The sequence below is a fragment of the Arthrobacter sp. CP30 genome, assembly GCF_053470025.1.
Window position 1 is genome coordinate 1 of record NZ_JBQEMM010000015.1, and the last position, 22136, is coordinate 22136.

Below are 22136 nucleotides of genomic sequence, written 5' to 3' on the forward strand. Positions count from 1 at the left end.
ACGCCGAAGCCGACCGCGTCTGCGACGCCGAAGCCGACCGCGTCTGCGACGCCGAAGCCGACCGCGTCTGCGACGCCGAAGCCGACCGCGTCTGCGACGCCGAAGCCGACCGCGTCTGCGACGCCGAGCGCCACACCGACGCCGAGCCCGACCGCTACGCCGGCGCCGAGCCCGACCGCTACGCCGGTGCCTGCCCCGACGGAGCCGGTGACCCCGGCCCCGACGGAGCCGCCCGTCGTCGACCCGACCGAGCCGCCCTGCGCCACGGATCCCGTCGACGCCGAGCAGCGGACGGCAGATGCTCCGGCGGAACCCGTCGCCGCCGCACCGACCGCTGGTGCTTCGCCCGCCACGAATCCCGCCGGAACCGATCCCGGGGTGGAGCCGGCCAGCGAGGATCCCTGCGCCGATCCGGAGGCTCCCGTCGAGGGTGCTCCGGCCGATGACCCGGCGGCGAGGAAGCCGGGCGCACCTGCGGAGGAACCGGACGAGGGATCCACCACCGAGGGCTGATCCGGGGATGCAACGTTGATGCAACCATCGGGCTCCTACGCTGTGCAGCAGGGACGACGACGTCCTGCACACACGGAGTTCAAGGAGTTGGACAATGACTGTTTACGCCCAGCCTGGCCAGGATGGATCGAAGGTCAGTTTCAAGCCGCGCTACGAGAACTGGATCGGCGGTGAGTGGGCACCACCGATCAAGGGCCAGTACTTCGAGAACATCTCGCCCGTGACGGGCAAGGCCTTCTGCGAGGTGGCCCGCGGTACCTCCGAGGACATCGACCTCGCCCTCGATGCCGCCCACAAGGCCGCTCCCGCGTGGGGCAAGACCTCCGTCGCCGAGCGTGCGTCCGTCCTCAACCGCATCGCGGACCGGATGGAGGAGAACCTCGAGATGCTCGCGGTGGCCGAGACCTGGGACAACGGGAAGCCCGTCCGTGAGACACTCGCGGCCGACATGCCGCTGGCCGTCGACCACTTCCGGTACTTCGCCAGCGCCATCCGCGCGCAGGAGGGCCACCTGTCCCAGCTCGACGAGGACATGACGGCCTACCACTACCACGAGCCGCTCGGTGTCGTCGGGCAGATCATCCCGTGGAACTTCCCCATCCTGATGGCCACCTGGAAGCTGGCGCCGGCCATCGCCGCAGGCAACGCCGTCGTCCTGAAGCCCGCCGAGCAGACGCCGACGTCGATCCTGGTCCTCATGGAGCTGATCAGCGACATCCTGCCGGCAGGCGTGGTGAACGTGGTCAACGGATTCGGGGTCGAGGCCGGCAAGCCGCTCGCCTCCAGCAAGCGCATCCGCAAGATCGCCTTCACGGGGGAGACGACCACGGGCCGCCTCATCAGCCAGTACGCGAGCCAGAACCTCATCCCGGTGACGCTGGAACTCGGAGGCAAGAGCCCCAACATCTTCTTCTCCGACGTCGCGGACAGCAATGACTCCTTCTACGACAAGGCCCTCGAGGGCTTCGCCCTGTTCGCGCTCAACCAGGGCGAGGTGTGCACCTGCCCGTCGCGCGCCCTCGTGCAGGGCTCCATCTACGACTCCTTCATGAGTGACGCGATCGCCCGTGTGGAGAAGATGGTGCAGGGCAACCCGCTGGACACGGACACGCAGGTGGGCGCCCAGGCCTCGAACGACCAGCTGGAGAAGATCCTCTCCTACATGGACATCGGCACGCAGGAGGGCGCGAAGGTCCTGATCGGCGGCGAGCGCAACATGCTCGACGGCGACCTCGCCGAGGGCTACTACGTGAAGCCCACCGTGTTCGAGGGGACGAACAACATGCGGGTGTTCCAGGAGGAGATCTTCGGGCCGGTCGTCTCGGTCACGCGGTTCAACGACTATGCCGAGGCGATGGAGATCGCCAACGACACCCTCTACGGGCTCGGCGCGGGTGTCTGGTCGAGGAACGGGAACGTGGCCTACCGGGCGGGCCGCGAGATCCAGGCCGGCCGGGTGTGGGTGAACAACTACCACGCGTATCCGGCGGGAGCCGCGTTCGGTGGGTACAAGTCCTCGGGCATCGGCCGCGAGAACCACGCCATGATGCTCGACCACTACCAGCAGACCAAGAACCTCCTGGTCAGCTACTCGGAATCCAAGCTCGGGTTCTTCTAGGAGGAGACGCCATGACCGTCGAGGCATCAGTGACCATCCCGGGTGACACCGTTTCCCGGGTGGCCCTGACGGACAGCGCCGTCGAGCTGCTGGACAAGCTCTGGCTCATCCACGGGCCGCTCATGTTCCACCAGTCCGGCGGGTGCTGCGACGGCTCGTCACCGATGTGCTACCCGGCAGGGGAGTTCATCACCGCGGAGGCCGACGTGCTCCTGGGGGTGCTGGACATCTCCGCGGGCCCGGCCGGCAGGGATGCCGCATCGGCCGAGGGCGACGGCGGGTCCCGCCTCATCGAGTTCTGGATGTCGCGGGAGCAGTTCGAGTACTGGCGCCACACCCACCTGACCGTCGACGTGGTGCCGGGTCGGGGCAGCGGGTTCTCGGTCGAGGCGCCGGAGGGAAAGAGGTTCCTCATCCGGTCCCGGCTGATGCAGTAGGGGACGGAGACAGGAGGACCCGGAGGGCCGAACCCTCCGGGTCCTCCTGCCGTCATGGCTCAGTCCGTGGGGTGGGCGTGCCCCTCGTGGCCCGGGTCCACGGCGAGCACGATCCCGAGGAGGTCCGTGAGTGCGTGGCCGAGCTTCGGGTCCACGAGCTCGTAGCGGGACCGACGGCCCTCGGGGACCGAGACGACCAACCCGCACCCCCGCAGGCACGAGAGGTGGTTGGAGAGACTCTGCCTGCTGACGCCGAGGGCGTCCGCGAGGTCGCTCGGGTACGCGGGGGAGTCCCGTAGTACCACCAGGATGCGGACGCGGGTTGGGTCCGAGAGGGCCGTGCCCACGCGTTCGAGCACGGACGTGGAGGTCAGGGTCAGCAGCATCAGTGGGACAGCTCCGTCTCGTGGGGGACATGCCCGGCGGGTTCGATCTGGAAGGTGCAGTGGTCGATGCCGACCTCGAAGTGCCGGCCCACGCATTCCTGCAGCTGGTCCAGCACCGCGTGGGCGGATCCGTCCCGGTAGCAGGCGTCGTCGACCACGATGTGCGCGGTCAGGACGGGCAGGCCGGTCGCGATCTGCGTGATGTGGAGATCGTGCACATCGCGGACCTGCGGCAGGCGGGCGATGTGGTCCCGCACCTCCGCCAGGTCGATCCCCGCCGGCGTCGATTCGAGCAGGACGTCGATGGTCTCGCGCAGGAGTCGGACCGTCCGGGGGATGATCAGCGCCCCGATGAGCATCGCGACCACGGCGTCGGCCCTCATCCAGCCGGTCAGGGTGATGACCACCGCCGCGACGATCACCGCGACGGACCCGAGGGCGTCGTTGAGGACCTCGAGGAAGGCTGCGCGCAGGTTGAAGTTCGCCGCACGGTGCCGGGAGAGGATCCCGAGGGCGGCGAGATTCCCCGCGAGCCCGACGACGCCGAACACGATCATCTGCGGTGCGGCGACGTCCTCCGGTGTGATGAGGCGCCGGACCCCTTCGACGAGGACATAGGCACCCACGGCGAGCAGGAAGGCCGCCTGCAGCAGGGCTGCGATCACCTCGGCGCGCCGGAAGCCCCAAGAACGCTGCGGGGTCGCGGGGCGCAGGGCCAGCGACGCCGCGCCGAGAGCCATCGCGAGGCCGGCGGCATCCGTCAGGACATGGACGGAGTCGAAGAGCAGCGCGAGGCTCCCGGTCCAGAGAGCGCCCGCGACCTGCAGGACGAAGACGGCGAGGGTGATACCGAGGGCGCCGGCCAGCGGGCCGCGGGGTGCCCTGGCCGGAGCGTGGTGGTGATGGGAGCCCATCCCCCGATAGTACAGCGACAGCTGAATCGCGGCGACCGATTGCGTGCGCTGGTACGGTGAGGGTCCGCGGCCGCCGGCCGGGTGGCTCGTCCACCCACAGCGAGGTGCCGATCATGGCAGGAGAACTCGATGGTTCCCGACGACGGCCCGGACGGACGTGGCGACGGCTGGACCCTGCCGCAGGACGACGTCGCCGGCAGGCTGAGCGAACTCGCACGTTCCCTCCAGCGGGAGGACTCCGAGGACGCCGTTCTCGAACGCCTGGTCCCCGGTTCCATCGACCTGGTCCCCGGGGCCGACGAAGCCTCGATCACCCTCGTCACCGGGCGGCGGCGCGTCGAGTCGCGGGCGCCGTCGGGCCGGCTCGCACAGGTCCTCGACGAACTGCAGGAGCGCACCGGGGAAGGTCCCTGCCTCAGCGCCGTCTACGACGAGCAGACGGTCAGGGTGCCGGATCTCCGGGACGAGGACCGCTGGCCCGAGTTCTCGGCGGAAGCCGCCCGGGCCGGCGCCGGGAGCATGCTCTCCTTCCAGCTCTTCGTGGAAGGGGACAACCTCGGCGCCCTCAACCTCGTCGGGCGGGCGCCGAACGCCTTCACCGAGGAGTCCGAGTACGTGGGGCTGCTCGTCGCGGCGCACGCTGCCGTCGCCTTCGCCGATGCCCAGAAACTGCACCAGTTCAAGGACGCCATCGCCACGCGTGACCTGATCGGCCAGGCGAAGGGCATCCTGATGGAGCGGTACGCCATCACCGCCGGGCAGGCGTTCATCATGCTGGTCCAGGTCTCGGCGGACACCAACGTCAAACTGCTCGCGGTGGCCGACGAACTCGCCCACTCGGGGCGCCTGCCCCTCACGCGGGGCGGCCAGGGCTGAGGCGGACGATCGCCGCGCAGGACCCTCTCAGCGGTCGACGCCGGACATGTCCTCGTAGCGGTCGCCGACAGGCGCTGCGACGTCGTCGAGCGCGGCGAGGTGATCCGCCGTCAGGGCGAGGGCGTCGGCCGCGACGTTCTCCTCGAGGTAGTGCACCTGCTTGGTCCCGGGGATGGGGGCGATGTCGTCCCCCTGCGCGAGCAGCCAGGCGAGCGCCACCTGACCGGGCGTCGCGTCGATCTGGCGTGCGACCTCGTCCACCTGCTCCACGATGCGGATGTTGGCCTGCAGGTTCTCCCCGGCGAACCGGGGGTTGTTGCGCCGGAAGTCCTCGGCGTCGAGCTGGTCCACCGATCGGATGGTGCCGGTCAGGAATCCCCGACCCAGCGGCGAGTAGGGGACGAACCCGATGCCGAGTTCCCGCACGAGGGGCAGGATCTCGCGTTCCGGATCGCGGCTCCACAGCGAGTACTCGGTCTGCAGCGCGGTCACCCTGTGCACGGCGTTCGCCCGCCTGATCGTGTCCGGCGCGGCCTCCGAAAGTCCGATGTGCCGGATCTTGCCCTCGTGCACGAGATCGGCGAGGGCCCCCATGGTGTCCTCGACGGGGACCGAGGGGTCCATCCGGTGCTGGTAGTAGAGGTCGATGTAGTCCGTCTCCAGCCGCCGCAGCGAGCCCTCGACCGAGAGGCGCACGTTCTCCGGGCTGCCGTCGAGGCCCCGCGCGTCGTCGACGGTATGCCGGATGGTCCCGAACTTCGTCGCGATGACGATCCCGTCACGCCTGCCACGGAACGCCCGGCCCAGCAGTTCCTCGTTCGCGTAGGGGCCGTACATCTCGGCGGTGTCGAAGAAGGTGACGCCGAGGTCCAGCGCGCGGTGCAGCGTCGTCGTCGCCCCGGCGTCGTCCATGCCGCTGCCGGTGTAGAACGCGGACATGCCCATGCAGCCGAGTCCGAGCCGGGAGACGCCGAGGCCGGCGCCGAGGGTGATGGTCTTCATGGGATTCGCCTTCATTGATGGGGAGGAGGGGAGGTGTCAGCACTCCGGGCCAGAGTACGCCCGGCGGCCCGACCATGGGCCGGGAGTTCCCCCGCCGAGCCCTGATTGCACGGTGTGCAATTATTCGCCTACGCTGGGACCGTGCTGAGAACGACGGATGATGCGGAGCCCATGGGCCGCCGCGAGCGGAACAAGATCGACACCCGGCGTGCCATCGCGGACGCCGCCTTCGACCTGGCTCGCTCCGTGGGCCCGGGTGCCTTCACCGCGGACCAGATCGCCGAACGCGCCGGTGTCTCCCGCCGTACCTTCTTCAACTACTTCCACAGCGCCGAGGATGCCCTCACCGTGCGCATGGACGGTTTCCTCGAACTGGCCCTCGGTGTCTTCGGGAGCATGCCGGCCGGCGAGCCCCTCTTCGAATCCATCATCCGGGCCTTCAGCGAGACCACGCGGATGGAGGGGCTGTCCCAGCACGGTGAGCTCTTCCGCATGGCCGACACCAATCCGGAACTCCTGCGGGCGCAGCTCCACTCCTGGGAACGTGCGGAGGTGCTGATCGCGGAAGCGCTCCGCCGCAGGCTCGGGTCCGTCACCGGCGACCTGTACCTGACCGCGCTCGTCGGATCGGTGCTCTCCTGCACCAAGGCGGCCGTGCGTGACTGGGCTGCCACCACCGCGGAGGATGCGGAGGACTCCGGCGAACAGCTCGAGGCCCGCATCCTCGCCGCGCTCTCCATGCTCCGCGACGGGTTCTCCGAACCCGTCGCCTCCGGTGCCCCGTCCACCGCTCGGGACACGCACGCTTCGCCCGGTCAGCCCGTCTGACCCTCCACCCGTCCGCATCACCGCTTCTTCCCCTGAGGACCCCCATGGCATTCCTGCTCTATCGGCTCGGCTCCTTCGCGTTCCGTCGGCGGTGGTGGGTCATCTCCGCGTGGCTCGCCATCATGCTCGCCGTGGGTGGCGCCGCCGTGGCGTTCTCGGGCACCCTGACGAACAACTTCACCATCCCCGGCACGGAGTCGCAGCGGATCTCCGACAGGCTCAGGGAGGAGCTGCCCGAGGCGGTGGGCGGCACCGGCACCGTGGTCTTCACGACCGACGACGGTGCACCCTTCTCCGCAGAACAGCGTGAGGGCGTGCAGTCGGCCCTCGCGGACACCGCCGACCTCGACGGTATCCGCGGCGTCGTCGATCCGTTCGATGTCGCCGACCAGGTGGCGGCCGGTGCCGAGGAGCTCGAGGCGGGACGCACCGAGCTCGAGGCGAGCGAGGAGCAGCTGACCGCAGGCGAGCAGCAGCTCGCGCAGGGCCAGGCGGACCTCGACGCACAGCGTGACCAGTTCGAGAAGGCCCGCGCGCAGCTGCCACGGCAGCAGGTGACCGCCACCGAGCAGCAGCTCACCCAGGGCCAGGACCAGCTGGATGCGAGCCGCACGGAACTCGAGGCGGGCCGCGAGCAGCTCGAGTCCGGCCGCACGGAACTCGATCTGGCGCAGCGGCAGCTCGACGCGTCTTCGGGCGTCGGCCTCCTCTCGGAGGACGGGTCCACGGGTGTCGCGAGCGTGCAGTTCGAGCAGCAGATCAACGGGGTCTCGCCGGAACTGCGGGAGGCCGTGCAGGCGGCAGCGGCGGAGGCGGAGGCGTCCGGTGTCACCGTCGACTACAGCAAGGAGATCGTCGAGGACGTCTCCGGGATCGTCGGCGCCACCGAGGCCGTGGGCCTGGCCGTCGCCGCCGTGGTCCTCGTCCTCATGCTCGGCACGCTCATCGCCGCCGGGCTGCCGCTGCTGATGGCGGTCATCGGCGTGGGTGTCGGCGTCGGCCTGACCTTCGCGCTGTCCGGCATCATCGAGATGAACAGCATCTCGCCCGTCCTCGCGCTCATGCTCGGGCTGGCGGTCGGTATCGACTACTCGCTGTTCATCGTCAACCGGCACAGGACGCAGCTCCTGCACGGCATGGAGCTGCAGGAGTCCATCGCCCGGGCCACGGGTACGGCGGGCAATGCCGTCCTCTTCGCCGGGATCACCGTGATCGTCGCGCTCGCCGCGCTCGCCGTCCCCGGTCTGCCCTTCCTGACCGTGATGGGCCTGTCCGCAGCCGGGACGGTCGCCGTGTCGGTCCTGGTGGCCCTCACCCTGACCCCGGCCCTGCTCGCCCTGATGGGGCGTCGTGTCGTGTCCAAGCGCCGTTGGGCCAAGGCCCGCGGACACAAGCACTCGGCGGCCACGCCGGTCGCGGCCGACGGCGGCACCTCCCTCGCCGACGAGCGTGCCGCCAGGGGCGCCGGCTGGGGCGGGCTGGTCACCCGGAAGCCGGTCCTGACGGTTCTCGCCGGCGTCCTGCTGCTCGGCGTCATCGCCATCCCCGCCGCCCAGTTGCGGGTCGGTCTGCCCGACGGCGGAACGGAACCCGCCGATTCCACGGCGTTCCAGGCCTACAGCACCATCGGCGAGAAGTTCGGCGCCGGCACCAACGGCCCGCTGATCGTCGTCGGCTCGCTACCCGAGACCGCCACCGAGGCGGAGCAGACGGCACTGCGCCTGGACGTCAACGACCTCCTGCTCGACGTGCCCGACGTCGCCGCCTCCGTCCCCGCGACGGTCAGCGAGGACGGCCGCACGGCGATCTTCCAGGTGATCCCGGAGGAGGGCCCCGCCAGCGAGACCACGGAGAACCTCGTCCGCGATCTCCGCGCCGAGACCAACCGTTTCGAGGAGGAGACGGGGGTCGCCATCGCCGTCACGGGGCAGACGGCGGCGAACATCGACGTCTCCGCGAAGCTCATGGAGGCGCTGCCGGTGTACCTCGGGATCGTCGTGGGTCTCTCGCTGATCCTGCTGCTGCTCGTCTTCCGCTCCATCCTCGTCCCGATCATCGCCACAGCGGGCTTCCTGCTCTCACTGCTCGCGAGCTTCGGGGCCACCGTGGCGATCTACCAGTGGGGCTGGCTCGGCGGCTTCTTCGGCGTCACGAACCCCGGGCCCATCCTCAGCTTCCTGCCCATCATCCTGATCGGCGTGCTCTTCGGTCTCGCGATGGACTACCAGATGTTCCTCGTGTCCGGCATGCGCGAGGCGTTCGTCCACGGCGACGATCCGAAGGCCGCAGTCCGCATCGGGTTCAGCCACGGCGCCCGCGTGGTCACCGCGGCGGCGATCATCATGGTGTCGGTGTTCGCCGGCTTCGTCTTCTCCCACCTGGCCATGGTCCGGCCGATCGGCTTCGGGCTGGCCTTCGGCGTGCTGCTGGACGCCTTCGTGGTCCGGATGACGCTGGTGCCGGCCGCCATGTACCTGCTCGGCAAGCACGCCTGGTGGCTTCCCGCCTGGCTGCAGCGCATCCTGCCCGACGTCGACGTGGAGGGCGCCAAGCTGCTCGGCGAGGAGCCGGAGCGGGCGAAGGAGTCCGTACCGGCGTGAGTCACGCGCACCTGCTGCCCGCGTCAGCGCAGCAGGTGCGCGAAGGCGAGGTGGTCGTTGCCCGTCGCCCGTCCGACCTCCTGTGCCCGCGCCAGCGGCACGAAGAAGCAGCGGAACAGCAGGCCGGTGTCCGAGCCGGGGTCCGCCGCGTTTCCGGTGACGCGGTGCTCCCAGGACGATCGCCGCTCCGCCGTCTCCACCGCGAAGAAGACGGTGATCTGGTCCGGGACCGGCGGGGCGGGTGGTGTCGCGCAGACGCCTACGGCCAGCAGGGGGCCACGCACCGTGAGTCCCGTCTCCTCGAGGACCTCCCGGCGGGCTGCCTCGTCGAGCGTCTCCCCGGGGTCGACGCCGCCACCGGGTACCTGCGTGCCCGCCTCCGGGTGGTCCACGTGGTCGAAGACCAGGACCTCGCGTCCGGCGCCCTCGCCGCGCAGCACGTAGGCGGCGGCCCGGACCCGCGTGGGCTTCAACGGATCGGCCACCGGTGGATCCTCCCCTCGTCGTCCTGCCACGCTACCCGCTGCCCCGGGGGACATGGTCCTGGGCGTGGACAGCCGCCGGGCGTACCTGCCGCCCACGGAGCGGCCCGTGGCGTGAGCGACCGGGGTCCTGGTGCGCGGAGGACGGGAATCCGCTGGACCGGCGCCGGATGAAGGAATCCTCATCCGTGGTTCATCGGGGTGTCACGGGAGTACGCGACAGTAGGTGATGGCGATGAAGCGCCTGCTGTGGATGATCGTCCGCATCGGGACCGTCGCCGGCACGCCCCGACCGCACCACCATCCAGGAGTCCCGATGTCCCTCATCCCCCGCGTGCTCGCTGCAGGAGGGCTGCTCGCCGTCCCGGCACTCCTCGCCGTGGGAAGCCAGGCCCTGAGCCGACCCGCGGAGGTGCCGCCGGTGGAACCGCGCACGGTGGTGGTCGATCTCGCCCGGACCACCGGGGCAGGTTCCGGGGTGGACGACGGCGCCGCCGTGACGCCGCCCGCGTCCGAACCACCTGCGGCCGCGCCGTCAGGACCGTCCACGCCTCCGCCGGCCCCGGCTCCGGACTCGTCCGCCGCACCTCAGCCGAGCCCGGCACCGGTCCCCCCGGTGCCGGCACCGGTGCCCGCCCCCGTCGCTCCGCCGCAGCAGGAGACTCCCGGCCTGGTGGAACGGCAGGTGCTGGGCGACGACGACGGCGACGACGGAGCCGGCGACGGCGATGACGGCACGGAGGACGGGCTCGCCCCTGGGAAGATCGACGACGACGCAGCCACGACCGGGGAGGACTGATGGCCTCCCCACCGGGTGGTCCCGGGTCTGCGGCCGCCCCGGTAAGGGACCCGTCCCCGGCCGGGCGGGTCGCCAAACCCCTCGGTGGGTCCCCGGTGTCCGCGCGGTGGCGGATCGTCGGATGGATCGTCCTCACCACGGCCCTGGCGCTGATCGCGCTGCTCGTCACCGTCCGGTCACTGCTGATCGCGGGCGTGGACAGGGATGCGAACGACGACGTGGTGCAGGAGATCCAGGAGTTCACCACCTTCGCCGGTGAGGCCGTGGATCCCCTGACCGCGCAGCCGTACATGTCCGTCAGCGAGCTGCTCGAGCGGTATCTCTCGCGTCAGAACGCGTCGGCCGGGGAGGTCATCCTCGGCGTCACCGGTGACGAGGTGCTGTACCTCGGATCGTCCGGACGCGGCAACAACGAGGCCTACCGGCTGTCCGCCGACACGGACCTGCTGCAGGACCTCCGTGAGGATCCCTCGGCCTCCGGTGTCCGGGAGACGGCTGCCGGCCCCATGCGCTGGGGGAAGGTGGAGGTCGAGGCCGGTACCGAGGACGGGACGCTCATCACCGCCGCCTTCACCCGCGGCGGGTACGCACAGGTCCAGGAGACCGTCACCGTGATCTTCTTCGTCGCGCTCGGTGGACTGCTGTTCACCGCGGGGATCGCCTGGCTGGTCGCCGGCCAGATCCTGCGGCCGATCAGGGACGTGCGGCGCGTGGCCACCGAGATCACCGAATCCGATCTCACGGCGCGCGTGCCGGTGCAGGGCCGGGACGATGTCGCAGCCCTCGCCTCCACCTTCAACGACATGCTGGACCGGCTCGAGCACGCCTACGTGACGCAGCGGAACTTCATCGACGACGCCAGCCACGAGCTACGGACGCCGATCACCGTGATCCGCGGCCACCTCGAGCTCATCGACGATGATCCCCGGAGCCGTGCCGCCACCCTGGCGCTCGTCGACGGCGAGCTGTCCCGGATGGCGCGGATCGTGTCCGACCTCCTGCTGCTGGTGAAGGCCGAACGGCCCGACTTCGTCCAGAGGGCACCGGTGGACGTCGCCGTCCTGATGCTGGACCTCGAGGCGAAGATGCAGGCCCTCGGTGACCGGCGCTGGCTGCTCATGGAGGTCGCGGAGGGTACTGTCGCGCTCGACAGCCAACGGATCACCCAGGCAGTGCTCCAACTCGGGGCGAACGCCGTGCAGTACACCCCCGGGGATTCCGACGTCAGGATCGGTTCCGCCTATGAGGGCACCGGCCCTGACCGCCGGCTGCGGATCTGGGTCGCGGATGCCGGGCCTGGGGTCACCGAGGAGGAAGCTGCCGCGATCTTCGAACGCTTCGAGCACGGCTCTGCCAACTCCCTGCCTGCTGACAGACGCAGCGCCGGCCAGCGTGGGGGCGCCGGTCTCGGTCTCGCGATCGTCCGGGCGATCGCCGACGGCCACGACGGCTCAGCCTGGGTGCGCAGCGAACCCGGCAACGGCGCGACGTTCGGGCTGCTGCTTCCCGCACCGGAGAACACGACGGACCGGCCCGCGGTGGAACCGCCGTCCGGTCCGCCCGGCCCACCCGGGGTCCGGGCGGCCGGCGACGGCGCGCCGGGGCACCACGAGTCGACGCCCGTCACCGCTTCGCTCCCCGCCATCGGGAGCACGACACCGCAAGGAGCACCATGAGCCGCATTCTGGTCGCCGAGGACGATCCTCACGTCGCATCCTTCGTGCAGAAGGGACTGCAGGCGGCCGGCTACTCGACCGAGCACGCCGCCGACGGCGAGACCGCGCTCTTCCTGGCACGGGCGTCCGGCTTCGACCTCATCATCCTCGACATCGGCCTGCCACTGCTGGACGGGTTCGAGGTCCTCGCCCAGATCAGGGGTGAGGGGGTGTCGACACCGGTGATCGTCCTGACCGCCAGGGACAGTGCGCTGGACACGGTGGCCGGGCTGGAGGGCGGCGCGAACGACTACGTCACGAAACCGTTCCACGTCGCCGAGCTCATCGCCCGGATCCGGCTGCGCCTCGTCGACCACGCTCCCGCGACCGGTGGTGCCGTGATCGAGCACGGCGGGCTGTCCCTCGACCTCCACTCCCGGCGCGTGCGGATCGGCGACGAGGCCGTCGAACTGACAGCGCGCGAATTCGCGATCCTCGAGGTCTTCCTGCGCCATCCGGACCGCGTCATCTCCCGCGAACAGCTGCTCAACCACGTCTGGGGCTACAACTTCGACCCCGGATCGAACGTGGTCGATGTCTACGTCCGGGCCCTCCGCGGCAAGATCGGTGCCGCGCGGATCGAGACGATCAGGGGAGCGGGGTACCGGCTGCCATGAGCATGATCGAACACGTCACCACGCCCCCGCCACGAGGATCGGGGACCTCCGGAGCTGCACCGTCGTCCACCACGACCGGTGGCTCCGTCCGCCGGACCGTCGTCCGGGCGGTGGCGGCCCTGGCAGGCCTCCTGATCGCAGCAGGCGTCATCCTGGCCGCCCAGCAACCCGGGACGGGACTCTCCCCGCAGGGGGCCGTCACGCTGATGGTCTTCATCCTCGCCGTGTGGTTCTGGATCTTCACCGCCATCGATGACACCTATATCGCACTGGGAGCGGCGACCGTCCTGGTCCTCACGGGCACGATGGACACCGCCTCGCTCTTCTCGACCCTGGGTGAGGAGACGATCTGGCTGCTCCTGGCCGCCTTCGTGATCGCGGCAGGGGTACGAGCCTCCGGCCTCGCCAACCGGGGCGCGGCCTTCATCATCGCGGGAGCGACCACGCCACGGCAGCTCGCCCACCTGGCCACCCTCGCCCTCGTGGTCACCACCTTCGCGGTCCCGTCGACCTCCGGCCGCGCCGCGCTGGCGCTGCCGGTCTTCCTCGCCCTGCGGCACGCCCTGGGGGAGCGGGAGGCCCTGATCAAGGCTCTGGCGATCCTCTTCCCCTCGGTGATCCTGCTCTCGGCCGTCGGATCGTTCCTCGGGGCCGGAGCGCACCTGATCACGAGCCAGATCCTCGAGACGGCCACGGGGGAGAGCTTCGACTTCGCCACCTGGCTCCTGCTCGGCCTCCCGCTGGCGCTGGTCGCCTCGCACGTCTGCGCCGAGATCGTGCTGCGCATGTTCACCTCGGCTGCTGATCGCACCGAGCGACTGGGCATCAGTGCCCGGGACCTCGAGCGGCACTCCGCCACTCCCGTCACCGGGCCCCTGACCGTCGCCGAGTCCCGGGCCGCCCTCCTGCTCGGGGCCGTCGTCGTGCTGTGGTGCACCGAGCCACTGCACGGGCTGGACCCGGCCCTCGTGGCACTGATCGGGGCCCTGATCGCGGCCTCGCCGAGCTACGGCTCCGTGGAACTGGCCAAGGGACTCAAGTCCGTGCCCTGGTCACTCCTGCTCTTCATGGCCGCGACCCTCGCCCTCGGCAACGCCCTGGTGTCCACGGGTGCCGCCGAGTGGCTGGCCGGCGGGGTGCTGGAGCCGATCCGGTCCCTGGGAGCGGCTGCGGCACCCCTCTTCGTGGTCCTCGTGGTGCTGCTGTCCACCTTCGCCCACCTGGTCATCCAGAGCAGGTCCGCGCGCTCGGCCGTCCTGATCCCGATCGTGATCGCCCTGTCTCCGGCCGTGGGCGTGGACCCGATGGCCGCGGCCTTCGCCTCCACCGCCGCAGCCGGGTTCTGCCACACCCTCACGAGCTCGGCCAAGCCGGTGGCCATGTTCGCCGCCGTGGACGACGTCGAGACCTATGCGGCCAGGGATCTGCTCCGCCTGTCCTCGCTCCTGGCACCCGTCAACGTGGCCCTCGTGCTGCTCTTCAGTTTCCTCGTCTGGCCGCTCCTGGGCCTCCCGCTCTTCCCCTGACCACCCGCACGACAGATCCTGCATCGTCGATCCCGACCGCCACATCCCGAGGAGAACCACCATGTCAGTTCCCCAGCGCGTACTCATCGCCCCGAGCGGCTTCAAGGAATCCCTCAGCGCCGAGACGGTGGCCCGCTCCATCGCCGCCGGTGTCCGGCGCGTCCTCCCCGGCGTGCAGATCACGGCGGTGCCGATCGCCGACGGCGGTGAGGGCACCGCGGCCACCCTCGCCGCGGCAACGGGTGGCGTGCTGGTACCGGTGAACGTCACCGGTCCGGTGGGCGAACCGGTGGAGTCCCACTTTGCGAGACTCGGCGGCAGTGCCGCGGGGACGGCCGTGGTGGAGATGGCGGCCGCTGCCGGGCTCCGGCTCGTCCCCCGTACGCTGCGTGATCCGGGCGCCACCACCACCTACGGGGTGGGTGAGCTGATCCGCGCAGCGCTGGACGAGGGACTCCGCACGATCATCATCGGGTGCGGCGATTCCGGGACGAGCGACGGCGGCGCCGGTGCCCTGCAGGCCCTCGGCGCCCGCGTCCTCGACAGCAAGGGCCGGGTCCTCCCCGCCGGCGGCTCCGCGCTCATCGACGCCGACCGGCTGGACCTCTCCGACCTGCACCCCGCCGTGCAGGAGGCCACCCTGATCGTGGCCTGCAACCAGCACAACGTCCTCTGCGGCAAGAAGGGCGTGGCACGGGTCTTCGGGCCGCAGAAGGGAGCCTCCCCGCAGCAGGTGGAGGACCTCGCCAAGGCCATGCGGCAGTGGGCCCGGGTGCTCGGGCGGGACGGCCTGGCCACCGGCGTCGACTACCGCTCGGGTCCGGGCACGGGAGCCTCGGGGGGCCTCGGTGCCGGACTCGCCGCCCTCGGAGCGAAGCTGGTGCCGCGCTTCGAAGCTCTCATCGACAGCGGCCTCGCTGGGCTGGATCTCGAGACGTTGATGCGCGGCACCGACCTCGTGATCACCGCTGAAGGCGCGATCGACTTCCAGACCCCCAACGGCAAGGTGCCGGCCGTGATCGCCCGCCGCGCACAGCTCGCAGGAGTCCCCGTCCTGGCCCTCGCCGGGTCGCTGGGCAAGGGAGCACCGGACGTGCATGACATCGGCATCGACGCCATCGCCTCCATCATGACCATCCCCATGAACCTCGAGGACGCCGTGGCCAACGGCGAGCAGCTCCTCATCGAGGCGACGGAACGCACCATGCGGCTGCTCCTCCTGGGTGCGGCGGTGTCCTCGTCCATCGACGCTCGACGCCTCGTCCGCCCGTCCGCCTGACACCGACCGGGGGTCTCCTGCCGGCCCGCCGTGGGTGCGGTACCCCTGGCTCCGGCCCTGGCCCTGGCGCGCGCCGCACCCGGCCCGGTGGTGGTCCGTCACCACTCGGCCGACGCCGGCACGAGGACCCCGTGCGCCGCCGGGAACTGATCGGACGGACCGTCCAGGAGCCTGACCGGCAGTCCTGCGAGATGCCCGCCGGACAACCAGACCCGGGCGTCACCGGTCCGGGCGAAGTACCGGGTGTGGCTCCTCGACTGCGCGATGAAGGCGGCCAGCACCCTGTCCACGGGATCGCTCCCCGTGAGGGCGATCGGTCCCGCGTGGTGGTAGGCGACGAGCATCTGGCGCGCGTCCGGCGTGATGTGCCGGACCAGGTCCAGGTGGATGAGCAAGGGACGGGACCGCCAGCGCGGCGCGTGCGTGATCGTGTTGGCGAGCACGTCGAGTTCCGGAGGCCCGATCACGATGCCCGGACGCCAGAGCACCTCGGCGATCCCGGCGTCCTGGGTGATCGTGAAGTCCTTCTCGATGGTGTCTCCTTCATCAGGGCGCAGGCCGGCAGGCGTGATCAGCTGAAGTCTTCCACCGTCCTGCCCGGCGCGCTACATCGGGGACGGCGACCGCGTGGTGCGCCAGGCCTCGATCTCGCCGAGCAGCAGGTCGCGTCGTGCCTGGCCGAGGAAGGCGGACCGGACGGAGTTCGAGGCGAGCAGGGCCAGGTCGGCGGGGCCGAACCCGAACACCTCCTCCACCGCGGCGAGGTTGTCGTCCACGTATCCGCCGAAGTAGGCGGGGTCGTCGGAGTTGACCGAGACGTTGAGGCCCCGCTCCAGCATGCGGGGGAGGGGATGGTCGGCGAGGCCGGTGACCGCCCGGAGCCGGACGTTCGAGAGCGGGCACACGGTGAGCGGCACCCGGTCCCCGACGAGCCGCTCCACCAGCGCCTCGTCCTCGAGGCACCGGATGCCGTGGTCGATCCGGTCCACGCGGAGGACGTCGAGGGCCTCCCACACATACGACGGCGGCCCCTCCTCACCCGCGTGGGCGACGCACCGGAGGCCGGCTGTACGGGCGACGTCGTACACCTCCGCGAAGAGCGAGGGCGGGTAGCCGACCTCCGCCGAGTCGAGGCCGATCCCCACGATCGGCGCCTTCATCGCGATGAGGTCACGCAGGACCACGAGGGCCTCCGCAGCGGGCCTGTCACGCAGGAAAGCCGCGATGAGGAGGGTGCTGATGCCGAACTCGGTCTCGCTCGTGGCAAGGGCCGAGGCCACGCCGTCGACACATGTCTTCAGCGGGATCCCGCGGGCTAGGTGGGCCTGCGGGTCCATCATGATCTCCGCATGGCGCACGCCCGCTGCTGCCGCCCTGCGCAGGTAGGCGCGCGTCATGTCCGCGAAGTCCTCCTCGGTCCGCAGCACGTCCATGGTGGCGTAGTACAGGTCCAGGAAGGACTGCAGGTCGCTGAAGTCGTACCGTGCGGCCAGGTCGGCGGCGTCCGCGTAGGGGAGGGTGATGCCGTTGCGGGCGGCGAGTGTGAACACGAGGTCGGGCTCGAGGGTCCCCTCGATGTGGAGGTGCAGTTCGGCGCAGGGCGGCAGGGAGGGCATCACCCCAGCCTACGAGAGCCTGCGAGGCAGGGGGCGCCGTGCCCGTCGTGGTCCCGTGCCGGCCCTGCACGGGCAGCGGGGTCAGCGCCCGGCCGGCTGGTCCGCGTTCCAGCTCGCGAGGAACGGGAGGGTGCGGGCGGTCGGGGAGTCCGGCTGCACGGTGTAGACGATCAGTACCTGCTCGGCGGTCCGGGGAGGCAGGACGGTCTCGATGTCGAAGGACAGTTCACCGGCCACCGGGTGCAGGATGCGCTTGGGAGCCGAGGCGTAGTCCTGGACGCTGTGGTCCGCCCACCAGCGGGCGGCGTCGGGATCCCCGGCGCGGAGCTCGTCGATCAGGGCCACCAGCTGCGAGTCCTCCGGATGACGGCCGAGCTCGCCGCGCAGGGCCGCCATGGTGGTGGCGGCGAAGTGCTCCCAGTTCACGATCCGCTCTCGCGCCACGGGGTCGAAGAACATGAACCGGACCAGCGACGAGGACGGCGGCAGGTCGCGGAGGACCGCGGTGAGCAGGGTGTTCGTCGCCAGGACCTCCCCGCGGCGCCCGAGGATCAGTGCGGGCACGTGGTCGAGCGTGGTCATGAGGCGGAGCAGTCCGGCATCCGGCCGCTGCGCGTCGCGGGTGTGCGTGCGCCGCGCGGGCGTCGGGTCGGCCAGCGCGAACAGGTGCGCGCGTTCCACCTCGTCGAGCCGGAGCGCCCGCGCGAGCGCGTCCAGCACGCTGCGGGAGACGTTCGCCTGCCGGCCCTGCTCGAGCCTGCTGTAGTAGTCGGCACTCACGCCCGCGAGGACGGCCAGTTCCTCCTTGCGGAGGCCGGGGACCCGCCGGGGGCCGGGGAAGGCCTGCATGCCGGCGTCGGCCGGTGTCAGGCCGTCGCGGCGCGCGCGGAGGAAGGCGCCGAGCTGGGACCGGTCTGCAGACATGGTCCAACCCTAGGTCGTACGCGCTCGCCCGGCATGGTCCTGCCGTGCCCCGGTTGGTCCTGCTCTGGTTCCTGTCGCGCCTCCCGGACTAGAACAGGACCATGACATCCATCGCTTCACCCTCACCGTCCCCTGCGACGCACGCCCTCCTCGACGGCCGGACGGCCCTCGTCACCGGAGCCACCAGCGGTATCGGTGCGGCCATCGCCCGGACCCTCGCAGCGGCGGGCGCCACCGTCCTGGTGGCCGGCCGCAGCGAGACGCGCGGCCGGGAGGTCGTGCAGGAGATCGACGACGGAGGCGGCAGTGCACGCTTCCTCGCCGTCGACCTCGGTGGGTCCTACGCCGACCTCCGCGCCTTCACCGCAGCGGCGACCGCCCTGCTCGGCGGCCGGATCGACATCCTCGTCAACAACGCCGGTATCTACCCGGCACCCAGCACGCCCGGCCTAGCCGATGCGGACCTCGACGCGATGCTCGCCGTCAACATCCGCGCCCCCCATGTCCTGGCGGCGGAGATCCTGCCGGCGATGGCGGAGCGCGGCAGCGGGGTGGTCATCAACGTGGGGTCGTGGATGGCCTCGGTCGGGCATCCGTTCGCCGCCCTGTACACGGCGACGAAGGCCGCCGTCGAGCAACTGACACGGTCCTGGTCCGCGGAGTTCGGCCCCCGGGGAGTGCGGGTGAACACCGTGTCCCCCGGCGCGACGCTCACGCCGGGCAACGAGGGGGCGCGCGCCGTGCTGGACGCGATGACCGCCGGCACCCCGGCGGGCGTCGTGGTGCAACCGCAGGACATCGCCGACGGCGTGCTCTTCCTGGCCTCGGACGCGGCGCGCATGGTGCACGGGAGTATCGTCGCGGTCGACGGCGGTATCTCCTCGACGCGCGCAGCGTGAGGGCCGACCGCCATGCCACGACGACGGTCAGGAACATCACGATGAACACCTTCGACTCGCCCTTCACCGCAGCGAGCACCGCCCTCGAGGTGGTGCGGGGCATCGACCTGACCGGCCGCACCGCCGTGGTCACGGGTGCGGCCTCGGGGATCGGGATCGAGACCGCGCGGGCGCTGGCCCATGCCGGCGCCGAGGTGACGATCGCGGTCCGGGACGTCGACGCCGGCCGTCGCGTCGCCGGGGACATCGCCCGGTCCAGCGGCGGCGCCGTCGTGCACGTGCGTCCGCTCGATCTCGCGGACCTCTCCGCGGTCGACCGCTTCACGGGTGGGTGGTCCGGTCCCCTGCACCTCCTGGTCAACAACGCCGGGATCATGATGACCCCCGAACTGCGGACGCCGCTCGGGTGGGAGCTCCAATTCGCGACCAACCACCTGGGTCACGCCGCGCTCGCGATCGGTCTGCACGGCGCCCTCGCAGCGGCCGGCGGAGCGCGGATCGTCTCGCTGAGTTCCAGCGGGCACGGGATGTCGGACATCGTGTACGAGGACCTCTTCTTCCGGCAGCGGCCCTACGACGCGGGGCACGCCTACGGGCAGTCCAAGACGGCGAATGCACTCTTCGCCGTCGGGGCGACGCACCGCTGGGCGGCGGACGGGATCACCGCGAACGCCGTCATGCCGGGCGGTATCTGGACGAACCTGCAGCGCCACTGGGATCAGGACGTCCTCGCCGCGACGAAGGAACGGGTGATCGCCGCGGGGATGAGCGCCAAGACCCCGGAGCAGGGTGCGGCGACCTCGGTCTTCGCCGCGACCTCGCCGCTCCTGGACGGCGTGGGCGGACTCTACCTCGAGGACTGCCGGGAGGCGGAGGTCGTCCCCGCCATCATCGACGGCATCTCCGGCGTACGGCCCTATGCGATCGACCCGGAGAACGCGGACCGGCTGTGGGACGTCACGCTCGACCTGCTGGCCGGGGCACGCCGCTCCGTGTCCTGAACGCACACAGGAGGGCGGACCCTGTGGGCCCGCCCTCCTGGTGGTCCTGCCGCGCCGCGGAAGGCTCTAGTAGAGCGCTGCCTCGGACTCGGTGGCCGGCGTGACGCCGTGGCCGAGGTTGGCGGCCAGCTTCGCACCGAGTTCTGCGTCCACGTTCGCCCAGTACTGGACGGCCCGGGCGCGGATGTCGTCACTCTGCACGCCACCCACGGCACCCGTGATCGTCTCCAGGAAGCGGGCCCGCTGCGCGTCGTCGAACACGTCGCGGTAGAGGGTCCCCGCCTGGCCGAAGTCGTCGTCCTCGGCGTGCAGCGAGTGCGCCGCGTACACGAGGTCGCCGTCGTTCTCCCAGCCGCCGTGCGCGCCGTACTGCGCCGGGTCGGCCGCGGGTCCGCCCACCGAGTTCGGTGCGTAGACCGGTGTGGCGGCGGAGTTGAAGTGGTAGCGCGCGGCGCCGTCCTTCGAGTAGTTCCGCACCTCGTTCTTCGGCATGTTGACGGGCAGCTGCGCGTGGTTGGTGCCCACGCGGTAACGGTGCGCGTCGGCGTAGGAGAAGATGCGGGCCTGCAGCATGCGGTCGGGGCTCGCGGCAATGCCGGGGACGAAGTTCGACGGCGCGAAGGTGGCCTGCTCGATCTGCGCGAAGTAGTTCTCCGGGTTGCGGTTCAGCGTGAGCTTGCCGACCGGGATGAGCGGGTAGTCGCCCTGCGGCCACACCTTGGTGAGGTCGAACGGGTTGAAGCGGTACGCCTTCGCATCCTCGTAGGGCATGATCTGGACCTTCAGGTCCCAGCTCGGGTGGTTGCCCTTCGCGATGTTCTCCGAGAGGTCGCGCAGGTGGTGGTCGGCGTCCGATCCGGCGAGCGCCTCGGCCTCGTCGACGGTGAGGACCTCGTGGCCCTGGTTGGACTTGAAGTGGTACTTCACCCAGAACTTCTCGTCCGACTCGTTGATCCACATGTAGGTGTGCGAGCCGTAGCCGTTCATGGTGCGCCACGAGTTCGGCAGGCCGCGGTCACCCATCAGCCACGTGACCTGGTGGGCCGATTCCGGGCTGAGCGTCCAGAAGTCCCACTGCATGTCGGCGTCGCGCAGGTTGGTGCCGGGCAGGCGCTTCTGGGAGTGGATGAAGTCCGGGAACTTGATGCCGTCCCGGATGAAGAACACCGGCGTGTTGTTGCCCACGAGGTCGTAGTTGCCCTCTGAGGTGTAGAACTTCAGGGCGAAGCCGCGGGGATCGCGCCACGTGTCGGGGGAGCCCTGCTCGCCTGCCACGGAGGAGAACCGCAGGAGGGTCTCCGTCGTCGTGCCCTTCTGGAAGAGTGCGGCGCGCGTGTACATGCTGACGTCCTCGGTGGTCTCGAAGACACCGAAGGCTCCGCCGCCCTTGGCGTGGACCACGCGCTCGGGGACGCGCTCACGGTTGAACTGCGCGAGCTTCTCGATGAGGTAGTGGTCGGTGAGCGGGATGGCTCCGTCGCGGCCGAGGACCGACGAGTTGCTGTCGTCGATGACGGGTGCGCCGGACTGGGTCGTGCTGAAGTTGGCGGACATGGTGCTCCTATTCCTGTGGTGCGGATCGTGGACGGCTGTGGGCTGCCGAGCGGCAGTCGTCACAGAGGCCCTGGTACAGGACCTCCGCGATCTGGATGGTCATCCGGGATGCCCCGGGCGACCATTCGGGGGTGAGGCAGGGGGCGTGGCCGACGGCGCAGTCGACGTCCTCGATGCGTCCGCACCCGGTGCAGACCGCGTGGTGGTGGTTGTCTCCCACGCGGGTCTCGTACCGGGCAGGGGAGTGCGGCGTCTCGACGCGGCGCAGCAGGCCGATGTCGGTGAGGTCGGCGAGGATCACGTAGACGGACTGCACGGTGATGTGGGGCAGGCCGGCCCGGACGGCGGCGGCTGCGTCGTCCGCCGTCGCGTGGGGAAGTCGGTCGACGGCGGTGAGGACGGCGAGCCGCTGGCGCGTCACGCGGCGCCCGGCGGAATGCAGGGCGGCGGACCACAGGGCCTCCCGGTCCTGCTGGGCCATCGCTGTGTGCGTCATGGGACCAGTGAACCAGTAGATCTGAATAACTCACAACAAGGCTCGGCTAAGTTG

Annotated in this window: 21 protein-coding genes and 1 pseudogene; 12 read left to right on the top strand and 10 right to left on the bottom strand. The window is 70.7% G+C overall.

The window, feature by feature from the left end; all coding sequences use genetic code 11:
- Positions 1–500: pseudogene (locus tag ACTIMO_RS15840) on the bottom strand (hypothetical protein); the annotation flags it as partial.
- Positions 501–607: 107 nt separating this feature from the next.
- Between ACTIMO_RS15840 and exaC the strand changes: the two are divergent.
- Together exaC and ACTIMO_RS15850 are read left to right on the top strand one after the other, a co-directional pair.
- The gene (gene exaC / locus ACTIMO_RS15845) at positions 608–2131 is read left to right on the top strand and encodes an acetaldehyde dehydrogenase ExaC (RefSeq protein WP_055767803.1); all 1524 of its coding nucleotides are present in this window, start codon (positions 608–610) and stop codon (positions 2129–2131) included.
- A gap of 11 nt (positions 2132–2142) precedes the next feature.
- Positions 2143–2568: a DUF779 domain-containing protein gene (locus ACTIMO_RS15850; protein WP_055767806.1), complete on the top strand. Its 426-nt coding sequence runs from the start codon at positions 2143–2145 to the stop codon at positions 2566–2568.
- A gap of 59 nt (positions 2569–2627) precedes the next feature.
- Here ACTIMO_RS15850 and ACTIMO_RS15855 read toward each other — a convergent pair whose 3' ends face one another.
- Positions 2628–2951, bottom strand: a complete 324-nt coding sequence (locus ACTIMO_RS15855; protein WP_055769211.1) for an ArsR/SmtB family transcription factor — start codon at positions 2949–2951, stop codon at positions 2628–2630.
- A gap of 2 nt (positions 2952–2953) precedes the next feature.
- Positions 2954–3868, bottom strand: a complete 915-nt coding sequence (locus ACTIMO_RS15860; RefSeq protein WP_055767809.1) for a cation diffusion facilitator family transporter — start codon at positions 3866–3868, stop codon at positions 2954–2956.
- 129 nt (positions 3869–3997) lie between these two features.
- Here ACTIMO_RS15860 and ACTIMO_RS15865 point away from each other — a divergent pair, with 129 nt between their 5' ends.
- The gene (locus tag ACTIMO_RS15865) at positions 3998–4744 is read left to right on the top strand and encodes a GAF and ANTAR domain-containing protein (RefSeq protein WP_422390503.1); all 747 of its coding nucleotides are present in this window, start codon (positions 3998–4000) and stop codon (positions 4742–4744) included.
- Positions 4745–4771: 27 nt separating this feature from the next.
- Here the strand turns inward: ACTIMO_RS15865 and ACTIMO_RS15870 are convergent, their stop codons facing one another.
- Positions 4772–5746 carry an aldo/keto reductase gene (locus ACTIMO_RS15870; RefSeq protein ID WP_055767815.1) on the bottom strand — a complete coding sequence of 325 codons (975 nt, stop codon included), beginning with the start codon at positions 5744–5746 and terminating at the stop codon, positions 4772–4774.
- A 141-nt stretch (positions 5747–5887) separates the two neighbouring features.
- On the opposite strand from ACTIMO_RS15870, the gene ACTIMO_RS15875 reads away from it, so the two are divergent.
- Both ACTIMO_RS15875 and ACTIMO_RS15880 read left to right on the top strand, forming a co-directional pair.
- On the top strand, positions 5888–6574 hold the full coding sequence (locus ACTIMO_RS15875; RefSeq protein ID WP_157365746.1) for a TetR/AcrR family transcriptional regulator: 687 nt from the start codon (positions 5888–5890) through the stop codon (positions 6572–6574).
- Positions 6575–6618: 44 nt separating this feature from the next.
- Positions 6619–9174 carry an MMPL family transporter gene (locus ACTIMO_RS15880; RefSeq protein WP_055767820.1) on the top strand — a complete coding sequence of 852 codons (2556 nt, stop codon included), beginning with the start codon at positions 6619–6621 and terminating at the stop codon, positions 9172–9174.
- A gap of 23 nt (positions 9175–9197) precedes the next feature.
- Here ACTIMO_RS15880 and ACTIMO_RS15885 read toward each other — a convergent pair whose 3' ends face one another.
- Complete coding sequence (locus ACTIMO_RS15885) at positions 9198–9659, bottom strand: NUDIX hydrolase (RefSeq protein ID WP_448183011.1); 462 nt, start codon at positions 9657–9659, stop codon at positions 9198–9200.
- A 232-nt stretch (positions 9660–9891) separates the two neighbouring features.
- Between ACTIMO_RS15885 and ACTIMO_RS15890 the strand changes: the two genes are divergently transcribed.
- The 5 genes from ACTIMO_RS15890 (at position 9892) to ACTIMO_RS15910 (ending at position 15592) form a co-directional block, all read left to right on the top strand.
- Entirely contained in the window at positions 9892–10455 is a 564-nt protein-coding gene (locus tag ACTIMO_RS15890; protein WP_448183012.1) for a hypothetical protein, read from the top strand.
- Positions 10455–12131: an ATP-binding protein gene (locus ACTIMO_RS15895; RefSeq protein WP_448183013.1), complete on the top strand. Its 1677-nt coding sequence runs from the start codon at positions 10455–10457 to the stop codon at positions 12129–12131. Before ACTIMO_RS15890 ends, ACTIMO_RS15895 begins: the two co-directional genes overlap by 1 nt.
- Positions 12128–12787, top strand: coding sequence for a response regulator transcription factor (locus ACTIMO_RS15900; RefSeq protein WP_448183014.1), 660 nt, complete (start codon positions 12128–12130; stop codon positions 12785–12787). The genes ACTIMO_RS15895 and ACTIMO_RS15900 overlap by 4 nt, the downstream gene beginning before the upstream one ends.
- Positions 12784–14313, top strand: coding sequence for an SLC13 family permease (locus ACTIMO_RS15905; RefSeq protein WP_082471253.1), 1530 nt, complete (start codon positions 12784–12786; stop codon positions 14311–14313). Before ACTIMO_RS15900 ends, ACTIMO_RS15905 begins: the two co-directional genes overlap by 4 nt.
- A gap of 61 nt (positions 14314–14374) precedes the next feature.
- Positions 14375–15592 carry a glycerate kinase family protein gene (locus tag ACTIMO_RS15910; protein ID WP_055767828.1) on the top strand — a complete coding sequence of 406 codons (1218 nt, stop codon included), beginning with the start codon at positions 14375–14377 and terminating at the stop codon, positions 15590–15592.
- Between the two features lie 98 nt (positions 15593–15690).
- On the opposite strand, the gene ACTIMO_RS15915 is transcribed toward ACTIMO_RS15910, so the two are convergent.
- The 3 genes from ACTIMO_RS15915 to ACTIMO_RS15925 all read right to left on the bottom strand — a co-directional run bounded on the left by ACTIMO_RS15915 (position 15691) and on the right by ACTIMO_RS15925 (position 18132).
- Entirely contained in the window at positions 15691–16080 is a 390-nt protein-coding gene (locus tag ACTIMO_RS15915) for a hypothetical protein (RefSeq protein ID WP_422390496.1), read from the bottom strand.
- A 117-nt stretch (positions 16081–16197) separates the two neighbouring features.
- Entirely contained in the window at positions 16198–17208 is a 1011-nt protein-coding gene (locus ACTIMO_RS15920; RefSeq protein WP_448183015.1) for an adenosine deaminase, read from the bottom strand.
- Positions 17209–17289: 81 nt separating this feature from the next.
- Positions 17290–18132, bottom strand: a complete 843-nt coding sequence (locus tag ACTIMO_RS15925; RefSeq protein WP_448183016.1) for a helix-turn-helix transcriptional regulator — start codon at positions 18130–18132, stop codon at positions 17290–17292.
- A gap of 101 nt (positions 18133–18233) precedes the next feature.
- Between ACTIMO_RS15925 and ACTIMO_RS15930 the strand changes: the two genes are divergently transcribed.
- Positions 18234–19031 carry an SDR family NAD(P)-dependent oxidoreductase gene (locus tag ACTIMO_RS15930; protein WP_448183017.1) on the top strand — a complete coding sequence of 266 codons (798 nt, stop codon included), beginning with the start codon at positions 18234–18236 and terminating at the stop codon, positions 19029–19031.
- 41 nt (positions 19032–19072) lie between these two features.
- A complete protein-coding gene (locus ACTIMO_RS15935; RefSeq protein WP_448183018.1) occupies positions 19073–20032 on the top strand; it encodes an SDR family NAD(P)-dependent oxidoreductase in 960 nt (319 codons plus the stop codon).
- Positions 20033–20098: 66 nt separating this feature from the next.
- Here the strand turns inward: ACTIMO_RS15935 and ACTIMO_RS15940 are convergent, their stop codons facing one another.
- Positions 20099–21586, bottom strand: coding sequence for a catalase (locus tag ACTIMO_RS15940; RefSeq protein WP_448183019.1), 1488 nt, complete (start codon positions 21584–21586; stop codon positions 20099–20101).
- Positions 21587–21593: 7 nt separating this feature from the next.
- Positions 21594–22082 carry a Fur family transcriptional regulator gene (locus tag ACTIMO_RS15945; RefSeq protein WP_448183020.1) on the bottom strand — a complete coding sequence of 163 codons (489 nt, stop codon included), beginning with the start codon at positions 22080–22082 and terminating at the stop codon, positions 21594–21596.
- Positions 22083–22136: the final 54 nt, after the last annotated feature.